At 63.8% G+C, this 20,465-nt stretch carries 17 protein-coding genes and 1 pseudogene; 2 read left to right on the top strand and 16 right to left on the bottom strand.

The features are described 5' to 3' along the window. Positions 1 to 6 precede the first annotated feature (6 nt). The 4 genes from VIQ49_RS08180 to VIQ49_RS08165 form a co-directional block, all read right to left on the bottom strand. Positions 7 to 2,397 (bottom strand): aerobic carbon-monoxide dehydrogenase large subunit, encoded by a 2,391-nt coding sequence (locus tag VIQ49_RS08180; protein ID WP_331883011.1) that lies wholly within the window; start codon positions 2,395 to 2,397, stop codon positions 7 to 9. After that, positions 2,394 to 2,915 carry a (2Fe-2S)-binding protein gene (locus VIQ49_RS08175; RefSeq protein WP_331883008.1) on the bottom strand — a complete coding sequence of 174 codons (522 nt, stop codon included), beginning with the start codon at positions 2,913 to 2,915 and terminating at the stop codon, positions 2,394 to 2,396. The genes VIQ49_RS08180 and VIQ49_RS08175 overlap by 4 nt, the downstream gene beginning before the upstream one ends. Before the next feature lie 2 nt (positions 2,916 to 2,917). After that, on the bottom strand, positions 2,918 to 3,808 hold the full coding sequence (locus tag VIQ49_RS08170) for a xanthine dehydrogenase family protein subunit M (RefSeq protein WP_331883006.1): 891 nt from the start codon (positions 3,806 to 3,808) through the stop codon (positions 2,918 to 2,920). 78 nt (positions 3,809 to 3,886) lie between these two features. Continuing rightward, complete coding sequence (locus VIQ49_RS08165) at positions 3,887 to 5,050, bottom strand: XdhC/CoxI family protein (protein ID WP_331883004.1); 1,164 nt, start codon at positions 5,048 to 5,050, stop codon at positions 3,887 to 3,889. Between the two features lie 75 nt (positions 5,051 to 5,125). On the opposite strand from VIQ49_RS08165, the gene VIQ49_RS08160 reads away from it, so the two are divergent. After that, positions 5,126 to 6,082, top strand: a complete 957-nt coding sequence (locus VIQ49_RS08160) for a LysR family transcriptional regulator (protein WP_331883001.1) — start codon at positions 5,126 to 5,128, stop codon at positions 6,080 to 6,082. 93 nt (positions 6,083 to 6,175) lie between these two features. On the opposite strand, the pseudogene VIQ49_RS28920 reads toward VIQ49_RS08160, so the two are convergent. The 12 genes and pseudogenes from VIQ49_RS28920 to VIQ49_RS08100 form a co-directional block, all read right to left on the bottom strand. Beyond that, a pseudogene (locus VIQ49_RS28920) lies at positions 6,176 to 6,532 on the bottom strand (hypothetical protein); the annotation flags it as partial. Positions 6,533 to 7,178: 646 nt separating this feature from the next. Continuing rightward, positions 7,179 to 8,459, bottom strand: coding sequence for an MCE family protein (locus tag VIQ49_RS08150; RefSeq protein WP_331882996.1), 1,281 nt, complete (start codon positions 8,457 to 8,459; stop codon positions 7,179 to 7,181). After that, positions 8,456 to 9,568, bottom strand: coding sequence for an MCE family protein (locus tag VIQ49_RS08145; RefSeq protein ID WP_331882994.1), 1,113 nt, complete (start codon positions 9,566 to 9,568; stop codon positions 8,456 to 8,458). The genes VIQ49_RS08150 and VIQ49_RS08145 overlap by 4 nt, the downstream gene beginning before the upstream one ends. Beyond that, positions 9,565 to 10,674, bottom strand: coding sequence for an MCE family protein (locus tag VIQ49_RS08140; RefSeq protein WP_331882991.1), 1,110 nt, complete (start codon positions 10,672 to 10,674; stop codon positions 9,565 to 9,567). Before VIQ49_RS08140 ends, VIQ49_RS08145 begins: the two co-directional genes overlap by 4 nt. After that, positions 10,671 to 11,711 (bottom strand): MlaD family protein, encoded by a 1,041-nt coding sequence (locus tag VIQ49_RS08135; protein ID WP_331882989.1) that lies wholly within the window; start codon positions 11,709 to 11,711, stop codon positions 10,671 to 10,673. The genes VIQ49_RS08140 and VIQ49_RS08135 overlap by 4 nt, the downstream gene beginning before the upstream one ends. Positions 11,712 to 11,730: 19 nt before the next feature. After that, a complete protein-coding gene (locus VIQ49_RS08130) occupies positions 11,731 to 12,765 on the bottom strand; it encodes an MlaD family protein (RefSeq protein WP_331882987.1) in 1,035 nt (344 codons plus the stop codon). Next, positions 12,762 to 14,078: an MlaD family protein gene (locus VIQ49_RS08125; RefSeq protein ID WP_331882985.1), complete on the bottom strand. Its 1,317-nt coding sequence runs from the start codon at positions 14,076 to 14,078 to the stop codon at positions 12,762 to 12,764. The genes VIQ49_RS08130 and VIQ49_RS08125 overlap by 4 nt, the downstream gene beginning before the upstream one ends. A gap of 2 nt (positions 14,079 to 14,080) precedes the next feature. After that, positions 14,081 to 14,935, bottom strand: a complete 855-nt coding sequence (locus VIQ49_RS08120; RefSeq protein WP_331882983.1) for an ABC transporter permease — start codon at positions 14,933 to 14,935, stop codon at positions 14,081 to 14,083. After that, the gene (locus VIQ49_RS08115; protein ID WP_414731600.1) at positions 14,936 to 15,853 is read right to left on the bottom strand and encodes an MlaE family ABC transporter permease; all 918 of its coding nucleotides are present in this window, start codon (positions 15,851 to 15,853) and stop codon (positions 14,936 to 14,938) included. A 216-nt stretch (positions 15,854 to 16,069) separates the two neighbouring features. Continuing rightward, positions 16,070 to 16,840, bottom strand: a complete 771-nt coding sequence (locus VIQ49_RS08110) for an SDR family NAD(P)-dependent oxidoreductase (protein ID WP_331882980.1) — start codon at positions 16,838 to 16,840, stop codon at positions 16,070 to 16,072. Between the two features lie 7 nt (positions 16,841 to 16,847). Then, entirely contained in the window at positions 16,848 to 18,125 is a 1,278-nt protein-coding gene (locus VIQ49_RS08105; RefSeq protein ID WP_331882977.1) for a cytochrome P450, read from the bottom strand. A 347-nt stretch (positions 18,126 to 18,472) separates the two neighbouring features. Continuing rightward, positions 18,473 to 19,066: a TetR/AcrR family transcriptional regulator gene (locus VIQ49_RS08100; RefSeq protein WP_331882975.1), complete on the bottom strand. Its 594-nt coding sequence runs from the start codon at positions 19,064 to 19,066 to the stop codon at positions 18,473 to 18,475. A 138-nt stretch (positions 19,067 to 19,204) separates the two neighbouring features. On the opposite strand from VIQ49_RS08100, the gene VIQ49_RS08095 reads away from it, so the two are divergent. Next, positions 19,205 to 20,465 (top strand): MFS transporter (locus VIQ49_RS08095; protein ID WP_331882972.1); only part of this gene is annotated, 1,261 nt, incomplete at its 3' end.

Raw genomic sequence — 20,465 nt, 5'->3', positions numbered from 1 at the left:
CTCCGTTCAGATGGGCGGGGTGGCCCGGCCCTGCATGGCCTCCCACACCCGGGACGGCGTCAGGGGCATGTCCGCATGGCGAACCCCGTACGGCGCCAGCGCATCGATGACCGCGTTGACAACTGCCGGCGGCGATCCGACTGTGGCCGACTCGCCTATCCCCTTCGCACCGATCGGATGATGGGGTGACGGTGTCACCGTGAACCCGGTCTCCAGATGTGGCACCTCCAGGGACGTCGGGATCAGGTAGTCCATCAGCGACCCACCGAGACAGTTCCCGCTCTCGTCGAATTCGATGATCTCCATGAGCGCCATGCCGATACCGTCGGCGATACCGCCGTGGACCTGACCTTCGATGATCATCGGATTGATCCGCGTGCCGCAATCATCCACGGCCAGGAACCGGCGCACCTTCACCTGCGCGGTACCGGGATCGATGTCGACAACGCAGAAGTAGGCACCGTAGGGGTAGGTGAGATTTTCTGGATTGTAACAGATCTGGGCATCGAGACCGCCTTCGATGCCCTCCGGCAGGTCACCTGCGCCATGTGCCCGCATCGCGATCTGGGAGATCGTCACCGAGGCGGACGGGTCACCCTTGACGTGGAATGATCCCTTCTCCCACTCCAGGTCGGCCACCGAGGCCTCGAGCATTCCGGATGCGATGATCTTCGCCTTGTCGCGCACTTTTCGGGCCACCAGGGCCGCGGCCGCACCCGACACCGGCGTGGACCGGCTGCCGTAGGTTCCCAGACCGAACGGCGTCTGGTCGGTGTCGCCGTGCACCACATCGATGTCGTCCGGTGGGATACCCAGCTCTTCGGCGACGATCTGGGCGAAGGTGGTCTCGTGCCCTTGCCCTTGACTCTGGACCGACAGTCGCACAACGGCTTTGCCCGTGGGGTGGACCCGCAGCTCACATCCGTCGGCCATTCCCAGACCCAGAATGTCCATGTCCTTGCGCGGACCGGCTCCGACCGCCTCGGTGAAGAACGCCATCCCGATGCCCATCAGCTCTCCGCGTGCCCGCTTGTCCTTCTGCTCCTTCCGCAGCTCGTCGTAGCCGATCATCTCCATCGCCAAGCGCATCGTCTTCTCGTAGTCACCGGAGTCGTACAGCCATCCGGTTTTGCTCTTGTACGGAAACTGTTCGGGGCGAAGAAGATTCTGCAAACGCAGCTGCGCCGGATCAGCGTGCAGTTCCTGCGCGAGGCAATCGACAAGGCGTTCCACGAAGTACACGGCCTCGGTGATCCGGAACGAACAGGCGTAGGCAACACCCCCGGGCGCCTTGTTGGTGTACACCGCCGTCATCTTTGCGTAGGCCGCCTCGATGTCGTAACTACCGGTGAACACGCCGAAGAATCCGGCCGGGTACTTCACCGGCGCCGCCGTGCCGTTGAAGGCGCCGTGGTCGGCCAGCACGTTCGACCGAATCGCGAGGATCTTCCCCTCCTTGGTCGCGGCGATCTCCCCCACCATGATGTAGTCGCGGGCAAAGCCTGTGCTGGTGAGGTTTTCGCTGCGGTCCTCCATCCACTTCACCGGCTTGCCCAACACCAGCGACGCCACGATCGCGCACACGTAGCCGGGGTAGATCGGCACCTTGTTGCCGAATCCGCCTCCGATGTCGGGTGCGATGACCCGGATCTTGTGTTCGGGGAGCCCGGCCACCAGCGCATAGAGCGTGCGGTGCGCGTGCGGTGCCTGGCTCGTCGACCACAGTGTCAACTTGCCCGACACCGGATCCAGATCGGCCACAGCCCCGCACGTCTCCATCGGTGCGGGATGCACTCGCGGATAGACCATCTCCTGTTTCACCACCACATCGGCGCGTGCGAACACCGCCTCCGTCGCGGCGGCATCGCCGGTCTCCCAGTCGAAGCAGTGGTTGTCGGTCTTGCCTTCCAGATCGGTCCGGATGACGGGGGCGTCGTCCGCAAGCGCCCGGCGCGCATCGACAACAGGCTCGAGGATGTCGTAGTCGACGTCGATCAGTTCCAGGGCGTCGCGCGCCGAATAGCGATCCTCGGCAACAACAAACGCCACCTCCTGTCCCTGGAACCTGACCTTGTCGGTGGCCAGAACGGCCTGCACGTCGTTGGACAGGGTGGGCATCCAGGCCAGGCCCTTCTCGGCCAGATCGGCACCGGTGACCACTGCCTTGACCTTCGGATGGGCCAGTGCGGCAGTCGCGTCGATGCCGACGATGCGTCCGTGCGCCACCGGCGACCGCAGAATCGCCAGATGCAGCATTCCGGGCAGCGTGACGTCGTCGACGAATGTGCCGCGGCCCCGGATGAACCTGGGATCTTCCTTGCGCAGCATCTTGCCGTGCCCGCAGGGCTTGTGGTCGTTGTCGACCGTGTCCTCTGGGCGTGGATGGACCGTGGTCATGACGAACTCCCGACGGGCGAGGTGGGTGTGGCCGGACTGCTCGGTTCGGTTGCCGCGTCGGCCCCGTGCTCAGCTGCCCAGCGGATCGATCGCACGATGGTGGTGTAGCCGGTGCATCGGCAGATCTGGCCCGAGATGGCTTCCCTGATGGTGTCCTCGTCCGGGTCCGGGTTCCGGTCGAGCAGCGCTCGGGCGGTGATCATCATCCCGGGTGTGCAGAACCCGCACTGCAGGCCGTGGCACTGCATGAAACCTTCTTGCACGGGGTCGAGCGTGCCGTCGACTTCGAGGCCTTCGACCGTGCGTACCGAGCGCCCGTCGGCCATGACGGCCAGCATCGTGCACGACTTCACCGGTTCGCCATCGACCTCCACCACGCAGGTGCCGCAGTTGCTGGTGTCGCATCCCCAGTGGGTTCCGGTCAGCCGCAGCTGATCCCGGAGGAAGTGGACCAGCAGCATACGGGGCTCGACGTCGGCCTCGACTGCCTCACCGTTGACGGTCAGATTCACCTGCATGATCAGTTCCCTTCCGGGGTGGTCTCGGCCATCACTCGTTCGACGGCCTTGCGGAGTGTGCGCACGGTGAGCTCGGAGGCGAGATGCCGCTTGTATGCCGCGGTTCCACGGCTGTCGGTCATCGGCGAACATGCCGCCGATGCGAGGCGCCCGGCCTGGGCGTACAGCTCGTCACTCGGTGAGTTGCCGACGAGCCCGGCAGCAACCTCCCCGAGACCGGTTGCGTCGGGGTTCACCGCAGTCAGCCCGACCCGGGCCGCCGCGATCACCCCGCCTTCGATGGTGACGCACGCACCCGCAGCGGCCACTGCCCAATCACCGGTTCGCCGTTCCACTTTCGCGTAGGCACTCGAGGTTCCCAACCGGACCGGAATCCGCACCTCGATCAGCAGCTCATTGGGCGCCATCGCGGTCTCATACGGTCCCACCAAGAAGTCGTCCATCGAGATCTCGCGGTCACCGCCCGGTCCCCGCACCTGACATGTCGCCCCGAGCACCTTGCACACCGTGGTCAGGTCTTCGGCCGGGTCGGCCTGGCAGAGCGATCCGCCGACCGTGCCCCGGTTCCGCACCACCGGGTCGGCGATCACCCGTTCGGCGTCCCGGAAGATCGGGCAGACCGCCGCCAGCTCGTCCGATTCGAGTGCCTGGCGATGCCGGACCATCGCCCCGATGCGGACCAGCGTGGGGTCGCAGATGACGTACCCGAGCTCGGCGGAGAGGTTGTTGATGTCGATCAGGTACTCGGGGTTGGCCAGGCGCAGTTTCATCATCGGGAGCAGGCTGTGCCCGCCGGCGACCACTCGCGCCTCCTCCCCGAGCCGGTCGAGCAGTCCGATGGCGTGCGCGACGCCCGTGGCGCGTTCGTACTCAAAGGGTCCCGGAACCTGCATGTGACCTACCTCACACTCGTGGAGGTGATCACAATGACCCCGGCCGGCGCCAGGGTCAAGACCGAATTAAGGGATCACTTAATTCGCTGCCGGTAGCACCGGACTCTGGACGGCAGAGGACTCCTGTTCGTGGTGGATCCGACCGTCGGTGTCGGTCAGCGGCCGCCCGCCGCCACCCCACCGGCGGGCGATGATCTCGGCCGCGATCGACACCGCGGTTTCCTCCGGTGTGCGAGCACCCAGATCCAGCCCGATCGGGCTGGCCAGGCGGGAGATCTGGGCATCGGTCAATCCCACGGCGCGGAGCCGCTCGACCCGGTCGTCGTGCGTGCGCCGCGACCCCATCGCACCGACATATCCCACTGCGGGCATCGTGAGTGCGACCTCGAGCAGCGGGACGTCGAACTTCGGGTCGTGCGTCAGGACGCAGATGATCGTGCGACCGTCGAGTGCACCGGCCTCCACCTGCGCAGCGAGGTAGCGATGTGGCCAGTCGACGACGACCTCGTCAGCCGTGGGAAACCGGGCAGACGTGGCGAAGACCGGACGAGCGTCGCAAACGGTCACGCGGTATCCGAGAAACGATCCCTGTTGCGCGACGGCAGCGGCGAAATCGATCGCCCCGAACACCAACATCCGGGGACGCGGGGCGTGACTGGAAACGAACACCGTCATCCCGTCGCCGCGGCGTTGTCCGTCCGGACCGTAGTGCAAGACCTCACTGCGCCCGGCTGCGAGCAGGCCTCGCGCATCATCGACCACAGCACTGTCCATGCGGGACGAACCGAGGTGCCCGGCGACCGTGGCCGGCCGGACCACCAGCCTTCGTCCCACCCATTCGGCATCCGGGTGTTCGATCACCGTCGCGATCGCGACGGGTTGATGATCGGCGATGTCGTCGGCGATCTGGCCGAGTTCAGGAAATGTCTCCTGCGAGATCGCTTCGACAAAAACATCCAGGATGCCGCCGCATGTCAGTCCCACCGCGAACGCGTCGTCGTCCGAGACCCCATAGCGCTCCAACGCCGGCCGGCCGCTGCGGGCGGCCTCGCCGGCCAGGTCGTAGACCGCGCCCTCCACGCATCCACCCGACACCGAACCGCTGACCGTACCGTCGGGCGCGACCACCATGAGCGCGCCCGCGGGCCTCGGCGCGGACCGGAACGTCCGCACGACCGTGCCGACACCGGCTGTCTCACCGGACCGCCAGATACGCATCAGATCGGCAAGCACGTCCTGCATTCTCAAACTCCTCCAAGCAGTTTGGCCCTTCGCGAATCGACGTATCGGGCCTGGCTTCCAACGTAGGCTCAGAATGTGACACCCGCGCAGCTTCGAGCCTATTCCGCCGTGGTGCGGCATGGTTCTGTGCACGGCGCGGCCCAGGAATTGGGTATGTCCGACGCCGGGGTGTCCACTCACGTCGCGCAACTCCGCAAGGAACTCGACGACCCACTGTTCTCGCCCACCGCAGCCGGGTTGGCATTCACACCCGGCGGGCTCCGGCTGGCGACCCGGGCCACCGAGATACTCGGCCTGCAGCAACAGACCGTGATCGAGGTCGGCGAGGCCGCGCGCGGTCGACGTCTGCTCAACATCGCGGCATCGAGTTCATTTGCCGAACATTCGGCACCGGGCCTCATCGAACTGTTCGCCGCCCGCGCCAACGATCTCTCGGTGGAGCTGAGCGTCCATCCGACCGCCGAGTTCAAGAATCTCATCGAATCCCGGACCGTGGACATCGCACTGGGGCCGCAGGCCGCCTCACCGGGCGCCACCATCGCGGTGCGACCGTTCCTCAACTACCAACTCATCGTTGTCGCTGCGTCGAACAACCCCCTCGCATCGGCGGAGCCCACCCCCGCCCTGCTGCGCGAACAGCCGTGGCTGCTCGGGCCCAGCGCCGGAAGTTCCACCGGTGCGGAGGCAAAGATGCTGCGGGAGATGAGGATCGAGGAGTCCGCTCAACGCATATTTCAGAGCGATGCCGCCGCGCTCGAAGAAGTCCACCGATCCGGCGGGGTAACCGTGACCATCGGGTTTGCGGTCGCCGCCGATCTCGCCGCGGGACGCCTGGTCCAGATCAAAGCGCCCGGACTCCAGGTGCCTCGCCAATGGTGCGCTTTCACGCTGCCTCCCCCGGCCCGCCAACCCGCGGTCACGGAGCTGTTGAGGTTCATCACGACACCCCGATGCACGCAGGCGATGATCCGCGGCTCCGGCGTGGGGGTCACCCGGTTTCGGCCGAAAGTTCATGTGACGCTCTGGAGCTAGGCTCCTCCCCCAAACGCTCCGGTTATACGAAGACGCTCCACATACACGTGGAGCGTCTTCGTATAACCGGAGCGTTTCCGGGTGCTGGTCAGCTCAGGGCAGGTCGACCTTGGAGGCTAGCCAGCGTCCGTCGATCTTCTCCATCGTCATCAGGACGCGACTGCGGTCGATGCGCGCGTCCGGCGTGGCGGTGTTGGTGACGCTCTGGTCGACGAACAGCATCACCTCGACCTTGGAGGTGGTGGCCGATTTGATACCTGAATCAATGACCGTGCCCTGCGCGTTGGCCTGGTTCTCGACGAGAAGATCTCGCAGCTGCCCACTCGACTGCGAGTACATGTCCTTGAACTCTCCCGTGGCGCCATCGAGCACGGCCGCGAAGTTCTGGTCCAGATTATCCGAGCTGACACTGGTCAAGGTCACCGCATACTGCTCGGCGGCAGCCCGGGCTTCATCGGCGGCCGTGTCGATGTTGTTCTGCTCGTTCAACTTCAGACCCAAGATCGTGGCGACAACAATTGCGGCGATGGCGACGACAACCAGCGCACCCACAGCAACACGCCGAATCGTGAATACCGCACGCCACGAACGGCGCCCATCGCCCGAATCACTTGTCGCTTCGGCCTTGTTCGCCGGAGTCCCGTCGGACCGCCCCTTCCGCCAGCGGCCCTTGGCCGGCTTGGGCTCCGACGTGTCATCTGTGCGACCACCCTTTGCGCCACCGCTCTTTGCGCCACCGTCCTCTGCGCCACCGTCGACTCCGCTGTCCTCTGGTCCCACCGGATCGTCTGCAAGGTCTTCTTCAACCATCTGATTCTTCTCGGCACTGCTCTTTTCGAGGGCGACCGCCGCAGCCGAGGCCTTCGCGGCCGTCGGCTCTTCGGGCGCATCACTCGACGTGGCAACAGACGTGGCAACAACTGCCGACGTGTCGGGTTCGATGGCCTCGGCGTCCACCGTGTCGTCCAATAGGCCCCACTTCTCTTCCGGAGTGGAGGTGATCGTTCCGCTGAGCTTGCTCATCGTTCTTCTCCTCGGGATTGTCGGCTGATGTCGTGTTGACCACTGGCTGTGTCGTGGTCGTCGTCTGCGGTCGTCACGGCGCTGATGGCAACACCGGCCCGGCGTACGGCAACGGAATCGACTCCGGTCCGATCGGTGTCGGTGACGCGGTGGCCAACGGATCGACGCCTGGCGGAGGACCCGCCGACACCCCTTCAGGGCGCGGGGCGTTGGCGGCGCCACGAATCAGTTGCGCCGGATCGTCTTCGGTGCAATACGTGGCATAGAGATACGGCTCCGGGAAATCGACCTGCCAGTGTGGGCGGCGAGGGGTGTCATATTGACAACTGCTCCGCGGATAGATGTTCACCGCAGCCCAGATACCGCCGTCGCGCATGACAGACGAGATCGCGTCGAGCGCAGAGCCGGTGCGGTCCTGCGGGAAGAAGAACTCCGTGAGTGCAGGCACCCGCAGGTATGTCAGCTGAGCGACCGTTGTCAGGTTTCCGAGTAGTTGAACCATGGTCGGCGAGTTGTCGGCGATGATGGAATCCACTGCCTGAAGTGTTGCCGGGGTCTGATCGACGAAGGTCCGGAACCCGGCATCCATCGACGCGATGCCGTCCATGGTCCCCGCCAGATTCTCCGAGGTTCGCTGTAGGCCGGGACTCATTTCCCGCAATGTGCCCAGCACCACCCGGCTGTTGTTGATCAGGCTGACCGTCTGCGGCAGAACCGAATCGAGTGTCGAGATGAGGAACGTTCCCCCGGTGATGATGGATTCGAGCTTCTCGGGTCCTTCCGGCCCCACGCCGAGTTCGGTGATGATCGTCTCGACCTTCTCCGGACTGATCTGGGCGAGCATGCCGTCCAGGTCGCCCAGCAGGTCTGCCATCGCCACCGGGGTTGTGGTCTGATCCGACTCCACCACCGAACCGTCGGTCAGATACGGGCCCGCGTCGGTGGCGGGCCGGAAATCGAGGTATTGCTCGCCCGCCGGCGACAGTCCGGCCACCCGGACCTCACCACCCGAGGGGATCTTGACACCACCGTCGATCTTCGCGACGGCCACCACACCATCGTCGGACAGTTCCACGGCATCGACCTTGCCCACGGGCACGCCACGTACCGTCACGTCCTGATTGGGCAACAACCCACCCGACAGCGAAAGGTTCACGCGCACCGTGATCTTCGAGGTGGTCGGATCGGCCTGGAACACGCCGAACACCAGATAGGTGACGCCGAGGACGAGTACAACGAGTAACGCTACGACAGATATCCCGAGGCGGTGGTCTACACCTTTACGCACACCGGTGACCACCAGCTTGGCCGGCGTCTCGAGCGGTCCCCTGGCATATTCCAGTTGTTGGGTCATCGGGCCGGTCCCGTCGTCAGATGGCTTCTGAGCCGTTCGAGCGTATGGGTCAGGGTGCCGATCGCGTTGGCGCCGTCCGTCTCCAGCGTGGGGATCCTGCTACCCGGGTCAGCGGTGTGCCCCGGATCGGCGATCGCGCCGATCGACAGGTCTTCCAGATCGGCGAACGGGTGCGCCGCGGTCCCGTTGGTGATCTTGATGACCGGTGCCAGCAGGGCGTTCACCTTGTCGAGGCTTGCTTCGGGATTGGTGGCCGCGGCATTGAGTTCGGAGGCAAGGGTGTTGAGGTCGGCAATCATTCCCCGATCATTCGTACCGGCGATCGACGGGAACTTGGCGAGCTGGGTGGTGACGTCGGCGAGTTGTTTGACAAGCCCGAGGATCTGCCCCGTATTCGCGTTGAGGACGGACAACGCCGGTCCCGCCGCCGCGATCGCATCGGTGATGGTGCTCTGCCCCGCCGACAACGTCAGCACCAGCCGATTGGTCTGGTCGAGGGTGTTGCTGATCTCGGTGGACCGCTGCGAGAGCTTGCCGATCAGGCTGGTCGACTGCTCGATCAGGGCGCCGAGTTGATCGCCTTTGTCGCCCACTGCCGTTCCCAGTCCATTGATCACTTTTGTCAGGTTGCGGATCACCCCACCGTTGACGAGTAGTGAAGAGGTGGTCAACACCTCCTCGATGGTCGCCGCCGCCGAGGTCTGCTCGATCTCGATCGAATCACCGTTCTGCAGCACCGGACCCTCGGCGGGCGCGTCCTCCGGTGGCTGAACGGCCACGAAGATGTCGCCGAGCGGTGTCGCCGAACGCAATTCGGCACGAGTACCGACCGGCAGCGTCGCTTTGTCGCTGATCTTCAAGGTGACGACGGCTGTGTAGTCCTGAACGCGCATGCGCTCGACCTCGCCGATGTCGGCGCCGGCGAGTTTCACCTTCGCCTGATTGGGGAGATTGAGCGCATTCTCGAACGTGGCATACACCGTGTAGGTGTCGCCGCCAACACTTCGCGCCGGCAGGGGCACTGATTCGAGATCCACCGAACAACCGGTGCCCACCATGGCCACCGCAAGGACGAGCCCGCCCAACGCGATCCGGATGCGGCGTGTCATTCTGCCACCCCTGCGAGGCCCTCGAGCATGGCCGAAACCCCGAAATCTGGCCCGAAATCGGACAACGTGCCGGTCGCACAACCCAATTGGCGCAGTCCCAGCACGTTGCACACTTCTTTCAAGAGTTGGCCGTCGAAGAACACCTTCTCGATCTGCGCGTGCACCCTGGCGACCTTGTTGTCGTGATCGATGATGTTGTACACGTTGTCCAGCAACATGGGGGTGACGTCAAGGAACTCACCAACTTCCAGTTGGTAGTCCGACAGCGATGTCATCAGCGTATTGGCATCAGTGACAGTCGTTTTCAGATTGCCCTGATTGTCACGGAGCAGGTCTTCCGCCTGCACCAGGATCTGATTGATCTGCGACCCGGTGTCACCTGAACCGAGATCCTGATCGGCAAGGATCGCACTGAGCTGACTGATCGCAGAGCCGAACTCACGGATCTGACCGTCGTTGGTGGCCGCCGCCTCGGTCAGTACCGACAGGTTGTCGACGATCCCGGTGATCGCGTTCTTGGTCTCGGCGCCACCGTCATCGCCCATCCGGAGTGCATTGGCGAGCTGGGTCAGAGCTGACCGGAGATCCTCACCGTTGCCGTCGGTGATCGCCGCGCCGACATCGAGGAGCTGTCCCACCGGACCCGCTCCCTGGCCGTCGCCCTGGAGTTCGACCGCTAGATCGTCGGCCATCGCCAGCAAGCGGTCGAACTCGACCGGGGTCCTGGTGCGGTCCATTCCGATCTGATCATTGTTCTTCAGCGTCGGACCGCCGGTGTACGCCGGTGACAGTTCAACATGCCGATCGGTGAGGATGGATGTCGAGACGGTGACCGCGTTCACGTCCGCGGGGATCGTGACATCGCCCTCGATTTTCATCACCACCTCGACGTGGGTTCCCTTCGCGGCGATCGTCTCGACCTTGCCCACCGGCATGCCGAGTACCGACACCGAGTTGCCCTCGTACAGACCGACGGAGTTGTCGAAATTCGCTGTCACCCTGATAGATCCCTCCGCCGCGGTGGCCGCGCGGACACTACCGAAGCACACCGCCGCGATCAGCACCACGATGATCGCGACCTTGGCGATTCCCTTGCCGGTCCTCATTTACAGTCCTTGAGATATTCAGGAAGATTCAACTGATTGGCGCGACCGCTGACCGCGCACATCCAGGAGTCCACGAACGGACCGGCGATCGACGTGAAGTCGGCTTCGTTCGCGGTTCCGGAGACGTTGGCGAAGTTCCGGATGGGCACGGGCAGGATCTGCAGCGCATTGCGCAACAGGTCGTCGTTGCTCGACAGAGTCTGCAGCATTCCGGTCAGGTTCACGATGAGCTCGTCGATCGCCGGGCGGTCATCGACCACGATCGTCTTCAGTTGGTCCACCAATTCCGTTGTCGCGCTGAATAACTGGTTGATCGTCGAACGGCGGGTATTGATCTCCTGCAGCACTTCTCGTCCCTGGGCCACCAGGGACCCGAGATTGCCCTGCTGCTTGCGGATCACATCGGTGAGCTGCCTGGTGCTGGTGAGCAGCGACCCGACCTGCGACCGTCGGTCTGCCATGATCGACGAGAGGCTCTCCACATTGGTGAGCACCTGCGGCATCAGCTCCGGCGTACCCTCGAGTTGGTCGGACAGCGTACTCATCGTCTCGCCGATATCCGCGAAGTCGACCTGCTCGAATGTTGTTGTCGCACTGTCGATCAGCTGTTGCAGATCGTAGGGAACCTGCGTGTGGGCCAAGTTGAGCCGGCCGTCCGGAAGGCTTCCCGCTCCGGCAGGTTTGAGTTCGACATACCGCGATCCGAGCAGTGTGGTCAATTGGATCGACGCGGTGGTGTCGGCTCCGAGCTTCACGTCATCATCGACCTCCAGGGTGAGCACCACATGGTCGCCCGCCAGACGCGTGGCCTTGACAGTTCCCACCTGCACCCCGGCCACGGTGATCGAATCACCTGAACTGACGCCCGCGGCCTGCGCGAAGTCGGCGTCGTATTCGGTCTTGCCGATCCCCGCGTTTGCGATCTGTAGCAGAGCGATGAGCATGACCAAGATGATGCCCACGGTGATCGCGCCCAGAACGGCCTTGTTGTGCTTTTCCACCGGCCGGCGGATGATCCGTCCCGCCTTCGAAGCCATTGATTTCAGCATGATGTCCTCACTGGCACGCCGGGCTGTACTTCGCCTTGCCACCTGGAGTGGCGGCATCGACGATCGACGGGATGACATTGCTCAGCGCTGGTATGTACGTGACGTTCAGGGTGCACAGGTAGGTGTCGATGTATGCACCGGCCTGGGTGACCCGGGCCAACCCCTTCAGCAGAATCGGCACGTTGAAACCGAGATAGGCGAACGCGTCGAGGTTGTCCATATAGTGCTGGGCGAAACCCGGCTGCCTGTTGAGGAACTGGTTGATGTCCGGCGCAGCCTCATTGGCGAGGGTTGCGACCCGGCCCACCACCGATGAGATCGAATCGAGCGACGTCACGAGTTCTTCGCGACGATCCGACAACTGGGTGAACATCGCCTGCGACTGTGTGATCACCGTGTCGACCGAGCCGCGTTGCTCGGCGAAGGTGCGGACGATGCCGTCGAGGTTCCCGATGATGTCGCCGAGGATCTGATCGGGGCCGGCAAAAGATTCCGCCAGATCAGACGTCTGTGCGACGAGTGCGGTGATCGAACCGTTGTCACCCTGCAACGCCCGGATGATCGAGGTGGTGATGTTGTCGATCTGATTCGGATCCAGCACGCTGAACAGTGGCTCGAATCCGTTGAGCAACACCGAGATGTTGAACGACGGCTCGGTTCGTTCCAGTGGGATCTCGCCACCGCCCATGACCGACGGATCACCGAACTCACCGAGTGAGAGCCCCAGGTAGCGCTGGCCGATGATGTTCTCGTACGTGATGGAGGCCTTCGTGTTCCCGTAGATCTTCTGATCTGATTCGACCCGGAATCCGACCTTCGCGACCAGTCCGTCGAGCTCGATCGAATCGACCCGGCCCACCCGGACACCAGCCATCCGGACGTCGTCTCCGACACCGAGGCCCGAAACATCGCTGAATACTGCTGAATACGCCGTCGAAGGACCGTCGACGCTTCGCTGCAGGGTGTTGAACACCGTCCAGGTCAACGCAATCGAGATGACGAGGAAGATGATCAACCCGATGAGGGGTTTGCGATAGCTCATGACTGCGGCCCCCCGTCGCCCGGATCGACGCTGACCTCGGTCCCGCGCGCGAGCGGACCGAGCAAGAGGGTCGATGCAGCGGTCGGCTCTTCACCGATTATATTGCCGAGCACATCCTGCTCCTGAGCACTGCCGACCGAGCCGACGTTGCCGCCCATCGGCGCCGACATGAAGTTCTGTGCGCCTCCGCCGGTTCCGTTGCGGGACGGGATCACCGAGATCCCGTCACCGGCCGGCGCGGTCTGGCAACTCGGTCCTTCCAACGCGCCGTACCGCGGGCAGTCGGCACGGGTGAACATCCGGCGTGGGGTGAACTGGAACAGGAACTTTCCGGTGCCGTTCTGAGCACCGACGGGCCAGAACTCCTCGAACCACTTGTCGGAGATGTACGCGAGACTGCTGGTGATCTGGGTGAACGACGGCGAACCGTCAGCCAGCACACCGAGTACCGGCGACAGCTTGGTGGTGATCCCGATGATCGTGTCGGTGTTGTTCACCAATGCCGTATTCGCAGTGGCCAATGTGGTTGACGCCCCTGCCAACAACGCATTCAATCCCTGGTTCTTCTCGGCGAGCGTCTTCATCGGAACCACCGCACTGTGCATCACGTCGAGTAGTTCGGGTGCCGACTCGTTCAACCCGCGCACCGCGCCGCTGAGTGAGTTCAGTGTCGACGGACCATCACCGGGGCCGACGATCGCGTCCATCTCCTTGGTGATCCGGTCGAGTGCGGCTCCGGCATCGGCGATCTCGCCTCCGTGACGATCGGTCGCCTCTGCCACGACGGCGAGAAGCCCCACCGTGTCGTCGGATCCGACCCGGGCCGACGCGGCGATGATCTCGCGGAGCTTGGTCATCGCAGTCTGCAATTGGATCGTCGAGGCACTCTCGTCCTGGTTGATGGTTGCCCCCTCGGTCAGCGGCGGTGCCGCACCGTTGTCGATCAGTTGGATCGAAGAAACGGCAAAGACGTTGCTGGGCACCACTCGTGCGGTCACCGTCGAGGGGATGTCGCGGGCGTACCCGGGATCGAGCGCAAGATCGACATGGTTCATTCCTCCTGCTTGACCCGGTTCGAGCCCGGTGACCGACCCGACGAGTACCCCTCGATACTTCACGTCAGAGTTGTTGGGCAAGCCGTCTCCGACATCGGCGAGTACGGCAGTCGCCTTCATGACGTCGTCGAACTTGCCGTTCACCTTCGCCATCAACGCCACCAGGAGCAGCACGACCACAACCAGACTGCCGATGCCGATCAGATACAACCGAATGTTGGAGTGGCCCCGCGGATCTGCGTCGAACTCGACTGCCATCGCTAGCCACCCAGCCTTGCGCCGGTGCCGACGCCCCACAGGGCCATCGTCAGCAGCAGGTTCAGAACGATCATCGCCGAGATACTCGCCCGCATCGCCCGGCCGGCGGCCGTGCCCACACCCTGGGGCCCGCCGGCAGCGTAGAACCCGTAGTAGCACTGGATGGTCGAGGTGACGATCACGAAGATGATCGCCTTGATCAACGAGTACAGGACGTCGGTCCCGCCGAGCACCAACCGGAAGTAGTGCTCGTAGGTTCCGGCCGGCATTCCACTCGAAAAGCCAACGATCAGTTGCACAGTCACGTAATTCAGCGTCAGGCAGGCGAGGTATAGCGGGACGATGGCGACGATCGACGCCAGCAACCGGGTGGTAACCAGGTACGGGATCGGCCGGATGGCGAGTGCCTCCATCGCGTCGATCTCCTCTGAGATCCGCATTGCACCGAGTTGTGCGGTGAATCGGCAACCGGCCTGTGCGGCAAACGCCAACGAGGCCATGATCGGGGCCAGTTCCCGGGTGACCGCGGTCGATGCGACCATTCCGGTCGCCGGTTCCAGGCCGAGCAGGTGCAACGCCTGATAGCCCTCGATCGCCACCAGCGCACCGGCCGCCGCACCGAGCACGATGATCACCCCTGCGGTGCCGCCGCCGACAACAATCGAGCCGTTGCCCCAGGTGACATCAGACAGAATCCGAAGGAACTCCTTGCGGTAGTGACGCAGCGTCAACGGAATCGACACCATCGCACGTACGAGGAAGGCAACCATGTGGCCCAGTCGCATGACCAGGACACCCTGGGCATTTGCGGCCTTGACGAAAGGGCGGGCCCCGGACGGATAGTACTTCGAGGCCATTTAGAACCCCGTCCGCGGGAAAAGCAGAACGTACAGCTGCGTGAAGCCGACGTTCACCACCATGAGCAGGATGATCGAGGCGACAACGGTCGCGTTGACCGCGTTCGCGACACCGGCCGGGCCGCCCCGGGTGTTCAAACCCTTGTGGCAGGCCACGATGGCGACAATCGCGCCGAAGACCACCGCTTTGATCATCGTCAGGTAGAAGTCGCCAACCGTGGCAAAGGAAGCAAAGGTGGAAACGAACGTACCCGGGGTCCCGTTCTGCACGAACGTGTTGAACAGGTAGCCCGAGAAGAAGCCGACGAAGCAGACGATTCCGGTGAGGCTGACGCCCACCAGGATCGCAGCCGCCAGCCGCGGCACCACCAGGCGTTGGATCACTGAGAGCCCCATCACCTCCATCGCATCGATCTCATCGCGGATCTTTCGCGACCCCAGATCTGCGCAGATCGCCGATCCTGCCGCCGAGGCCATCAACAACGCGGCAACCATCGGTGCCCCCTGACGGATCACCGCGAGGCCACTGGCCGCACCCGCCATCGAGGTGGCACCCACTTGCCCTGCCAGCAAGGCGAATTGGATAGACAGCGTCATCCCGATCGGAACTGCAACAAAGACGGTCGGCATCGCGGACGCCGACGCCATGAACGCAGACTGACGGATGAACTCGACAAACGGAAACCGCAATCGCACGATGTCGATGATCAGATACTGGATTGCCCGCAGTCCCAAGACACATTGGCCACCGACCGTCTCGAGCGAGGCGACGGGATGACGTCGGACGTAGCCGCGCATCCATCCGGTGATCTCACCTACTGCAGATCGCTTCGGCGCCCGATCCGCTGGTTCGGTACCCCGTTCGCGGTGCACCGTGTCCTTGGATCCGGTCGCTGAGGGCTGATCGATGATGGCCATCAACAACTTTCGGCGACAGTGGTGTGAACACGATGGTTCACAACAGTTGACGAGCGTTCACGCTGCATTTCTCTTACTTCCCCCTTGATCCCTCTTGATCGCAACCGGCTCAAGCCCTTCTACCGATTGCGATCATGAGGCGACAAGTTTTTCGTATGACTGATGCCGATCACCAATTGCGACGATCGACCGAGTTCCCCCGACCGCACATCCTCGTCAGATGTACCAACCGCCGTTCACGCCGATGGTCTGTCCGGTGATGAACCCCGCCTGCTCGCTACACAGGAAAGCTGCGGCCGCACCGACGTCGTCCGGCAGGCCCGCCCGCCGCACCGGTGTCATCGCGGCAAGATCGCTGATCGCCGGGATGTATCCGTTCTGGACTCCCTGCTGAGCCATGGGTGTGTCGATGATCGACGGCGGAATCGTGTTGACGGTGATCCCTTCCGGCGAGTACTCGTACGCCAGCGCTTTGGTCAGGGCAATGACGCCGCCTTTCGAAGCAACGTAGTGCGCCCGTTGTGGAGCACCGCCCTGGGCGCTGGACGACGAGATGGTGACGATCCTTCCCCAGCCGCCCGCGGTCATATCCGGTATGACCGCCTGTGCCGCATTGAACGTCCCGGTGAGGTTCACCGCGAGCATCCGTTCCCACCCCTGCGCCGTGATGTCGGTGAAGGGCAGCTGCGCCTCGATTCCGGCACTGGTCACCAAGATCTGAACGGGACCGAACGCATCCCGCACCTGCCCGAGGGCGGTATCGATCGCGGCCCGGTCGGTGACGTCGACCTCCGCCGACATCGCCTCGGCCCCGCTGGTCCGCAGCTCCCGCGCGGCCTTTTCTGCTTCGTCGCCGTGCTGGTCGAAAATCGCCACTCGATGTCCGGCCGCTGCCAGGTGCGTTGCCACCGACAATCCGATGCCAGAGGCGCCACCGGTGATGACTGCTACGCGGCTCACGGTGCCGTCGTTCTTCAGTTCGGTCATCGCCGCGTCAGTCGAGCGGGGTGAAGTCGAGGTACAACTCGGTCAGACCGCGCAATATGTAGGTCGGTTCGAAATTGAAGACGCGAGCATCCGCCGGACCGTGCTTCTCCTCGTTGATCCGAATATCGCCCATTCGATCGAGGAACCGGTTGAACGACACCTGACCTTCGACCTTCGCAAGGGGTCCCCCGGGGCAGGAGTGTATGCCGCGGCCGAAGGCCATCTGCTCCTTCACGTTGTGGCGTTCGAGGTCCAAATCGTGGGGGTCGTCGAATCGTGACGGGTCACGGTTGACCGCACCGACGCAGAGCATCACGGTGGTTCCGGCCTTGACCTCCAGGTCGCCCACGGTGGTGGTCTTCTTGGCCAGCCGGAACGTCGACTTGACCGGGCCCTCCAATCGCAGGGTTTCTTCGATGAAGTTGCCGATGAGCTCACGGTCGTCCCGGATACGCTGCTGCAGCTCCGGGTCCTCGGCCAGGAAACGCAGCCCGGCGCTGAGCAACTTGACCGTGGTCTCCTGACCGGCGGCGAACACAAATGTCGCCGACCGCACCACATCGATGACCTCGGGTGTCGAACCGTCCGGATACTTGGCCTCTGCCAGCGCGGTCAGTACGTCACCGCGGGGCTCTCTCCTTCGATCCTCGATGTATTTGCTGAACTTCGTGTCGAGCCATTCGAGCGGATTCTGCTCGAGTGCATCCTTGTCGAGCGCGCCGACCACAGCACCTGGACGCGGCGACCCCAGCCGGGCACGGAACTCGTCGTGATCTTCTTCGGGAACACCGAGTAGATCCGCGATGACCAACAGCGCGAACGGTTTTGCATAGTCCTTCAAGATCTCGGTACTACCGGACTTGACGAATTCGTCGAGTTGCGTGTCGGCCAGCCGCCACATGAACTCTTCGTTCTCCTTGACACGCCGGGGCGTGAACAGGCGGTTCAGCAGGCCGCGGGACAGCTTGTGATCCGGATTGTCCATCGTGACCATGTGCTCGTGCATGATCATCTCGGGGCGGTGCTGCGCGATGAGATCACTGATGTCGTCACCCTCCGGGGTGAACGGCAGGTCGGGAAACGGCCCACCGACCGCGATGCACGACGAGAAGTTCTCGGTGTCGCGGAAGACAGCAAGCGCCTCGTCGTGTCCGGTCACCGCCACCACCCCGTGGTGGGGCTCGACCAGAACCGGGCACTTGGACCGCAGATGGTCGAAGTACGGATTCGGGTCAGAAATTATCGACTGGTCGGTGAAGAAGTCGATCGAATCGAAGTCACTCACTTGGTACGCCTCCCTCGTAGTGCATGACTGGCCACTGCCATTCACGTTCGCGGTTGAAACCGGACGTTGGGCTGTGTCCGTTCCCGCCAATTGCTGAGCACTTGCATTGCAGTGCTGAGCACTTGAATAGCATGCCCTATCGAGTGAGGTCAAGGTCACTATTCCGGAAATTAGGGTTACCTATCACAGAAACCCCTCACCTCCGGGCAACACATCAACATCCCGCGAACGATGGTACCGCAATGCTTACCGCAGAAGGAACAGTATCCACCTTTCCGCTGGTCCACCGGCCGACGTGCCATCGCTCGCAGTCGCAAAGAAGCCAACCCCCGAAGAGACCGGATCGCTCAAGCCAAGAGGCCGTCGACAATCGCCCGGGCGGTCGGAATCGCCGACTGATCACCCATGCGGGCCCCCGTGTTGGCAGCGGCCACAATGGCGTCCAGCGCAAAGGCCACTGTGTGGGCGTCGCGCGTTTCAAGATGGCCTTGCCCCTGGGCGCGGCGAATCTCCTTCTCCAGCAAGGCGAACCAATCGCGGCGGTCGGCGTCGACCGCATCGCGGACCGGACCGGTGCGACTGTCGAACTCGACGGTGGTGGCGACGCGGAAACAGCCACCCGCCAGAACCGGCTCCTCGATGTAGGCGAACCAGTTGTCGACGAATCCCTTCAGCCGCGGCATTCCGCCCGGTTCGGCGAATGCAGGCTTCACGACGTGCTCGATGAAGACGTCGCGGGCCGATTGGACCGCGGCAAGCTGCAAGTTCTCCTTGGTGCCGAACAACGTGGCGACGCCGCTCTTGCTCAGGCCCAGGTCCGCGGCCAGCCTGCCCAAGCTCAGACCGGTGAGGCCCTCGACAGAGGCGACGTCGGCGGCGTGTCGCGCGATCGTCGCGCGGGCACGTGCACCCTTGACCAGCCGCTGGTCGGACGTGTTCATGAGCTCGGCCACCTCACCATCGTGACATCGGGGTCTTGCAAAGTCGAACGATCGGTCGTACTTTTATCAACAATACGCACGATCGTTCGTCCTGTTTTGGCTCATGCACCGCTGTCCCTGATTCCGAGAGGGAATCCCATGACCGAGATATCCGAGCCCGGCACCACCTCGCAGTCCACCGGCCCCATCGCCGGCCGAACCACACGATCGCTGGTCGTCGCCTGCGGTGCGGCCTTCGTCGCATTCCTCGACCTGTCGGTCGTCAACATCGCCTTCCCCGCCATCGCCCGTGACTTCACCGCGACCACCACAGCCACGCTGACCTGGGTGGTCAGCGGCTACGCGGTCGCATTCGCAGCTTTGCTCACCCCGGCGGGCCGGTTTGCCGATGCCCTTGGCCGGCGCCGCGTACTCCTGTACGCCATGGGTGGATTCGCACTCACCTCGCTGTTGTGCGCAATCGCGCCGGACGCCGGGTGGCTCATCGCCGGGCGGTTTCTGCAGGGGGCAACTGCATCGCTCATGGTCCCCGCCGGCCTCGGATTGGTACTGAGTGTCACCGCGCCGGAGCGAATAGGCGTCGCGATCGCGGCATGGACCGCATCCGGCGGGTTTGCCGCAGCCGTCGGTCCCGCAGTCGGCGGCGCTCTCGTCGAATGGTTCGGGTGGCGTTCGGTTTTCATCATCAACGTCCCGGTTGTCGCGGTGCTCATCGGACTCGGACTCACCGTCTCCGGCGCCGGCACCCGCCCACGTGAGCGGGGGCTGCCCGACTGGTTCGGAGCGGCCTCCACGGCACTGGGCATCGGCGCCGTGGTCGCAGCGGTCACCGAGGGCCAGCAGTGGGGATGGAGTTCATGGCGCACCTTGCTGTGCGCGGGAGCCGGGGCGACACTTCTGGCACTGGCCCTGCTGCGATCGCGCCGCCATCGGAGCCCGGCCATCGCGGTGGAACTGTGGCGAAATCGCCGGTACGCGCTCACCAACGTGACGTCGTTCCTGTTCGGTGCCACCATGTTTGCCTGGCTGCTGGCGGGACCGTTGTGGCTCGCGGCTGTGTGGCACTACTCGATTCTCGAATCGGCGGCGGCGATGACCGTAGGCGCCATCGTCTCCATGTTCACGGCTGTGGCAGCCGGGCGTGCACCCGCGAATTATCAACGGTTGCTGGGCATTACGGGCTCCCTCATGTTCGCCGCAGCCACGCTGTACATGAGTACCGACGTGTGGAACACCGACCCGGCATTCTGGCAGGCATGGGTGCCCGCCGGAGTCCTCGGCGGTGGCGGCATCGGACTGATCCTCACCGTACTCGGCGCGGCGGCGGCGAGTTCGGTTCCACCGCACCAGTTCGCGACCGGCATCGGGATGAATCTGACCGCGCGGCAGACCGGCGGGG

Origin of the sequence: Williamsia sp. (assembly GCF_036566845.1) — a bacterium.
Lineage (GTDB): Bacteria > Actinomycetota > Actinomycetes > Mycobacteriales > Mycobacteriaceae > Williamsia.
Note: the sequence above shows the minus strand (reverse complement) of the source record. Positions and strands in the feature narration are given on the sequence as shown.

Excerpts from the sequence above, each read along its gene's own strand:
- VIQ49_RS08180 (WP_331883011.1), bottom strand. The coding sequence starts at position 2,397 with ATGACCACGGTCCATCCACGCCCAGAGGACACGGTCGACAACGACCAC.
- VIQ49_RS08175 (WP_331883008.1), bottom strand. The coding sequence starts at position 2,915 with ATGCAGGTGAATCTGACCGTCAACGGTGAGGCAGTCGAGGCCGACGTC.
- VIQ49_RS08170 (WP_331883006.1), bottom strand. The coding sequence starts at position 3,808 with ATGCAGGTTCCGGGACCCTTTGAGTACGAACGCGCCACGGGCGTCGCG.
- VIQ49_RS08165 (WP_331883004.1), bottom strand. The coding sequence starts at position 5,050 with ATGCAGGACGTGCTTGCCGATCTGATGCGTATCTGGCGGTCCGGTGAG.
- VIQ49_RS08150 (WP_331882996.1), bottom strand. The coding sequence starts at position 8,459 with ATGACCCAACAACTGGAATATGCCAGGGGACCGCTCGAGACGCCGGCC.
- VIQ49_RS08145 (WP_331882994.1), bottom strand. The coding sequence starts at position 9,568 with ATGACACGCCGCATCCGGATCGCGTTGGGCGGGCTCGTCCTTGCGGTG.
- VIQ49_RS08140 (WP_331882991.1), bottom strand. The coding sequence starts at position 10,674 with ATGAGGACCGGCAAGGGAATCGCCAAGGTCGCGATCATCGTGGTGCTG.
- VIQ49_RS08135 (WP_331882989.1), bottom strand. The coding sequence starts at position 11,711 with ATGGCTTCGAAGGCGGGACGGATCATCCGCCGGCCGGTGGAAAAGCAC.
- VIQ49_RS08130 (WP_331882987.1), bottom strand. The coding sequence starts at position 12,765 with ATGAGCTATCGCAAACCCCTCATCGGGTTGATCATCTTCCTCGTCATC.
- VIQ49_RS08125 (WP_331882985.1), bottom strand. The coding sequence starts at position 14,078 with ATGGCAGTCGAGTTCGACGCAGATCCGCGGGGCCACTCCAACATTCGG.
- VIQ49_RS08120 (WP_331882983.1), bottom strand. The coding sequence starts at position 14,935 with ATGGCCTCGAAGTACTATCCGTCCGGGGCCCGCCCTTTCGTCAAGGCC.
- VIQ49_RS08115 (WP_414731600.1), bottom strand. The coding sequence starts at position 15,853 with ATGGCCATCATCGATCAGCCCTCAGCGACCGGATCCAAGGACACGGTG.
- VIQ49_RS08110 (WP_331882980.1), bottom strand. The coding sequence starts at position 16,840 with ATGACCGAACTGAAGAACGACGGCACCGTGAGCCGCGTAGCAGTCATC.
- VIQ49_RS08100 (WP_331882975.1), bottom strand. The coding sequence starts at position 19,066 with ATGAACACGTCCGACCAGCGGCTGGTCAAGGGTGCACGTGCCCGCGCG.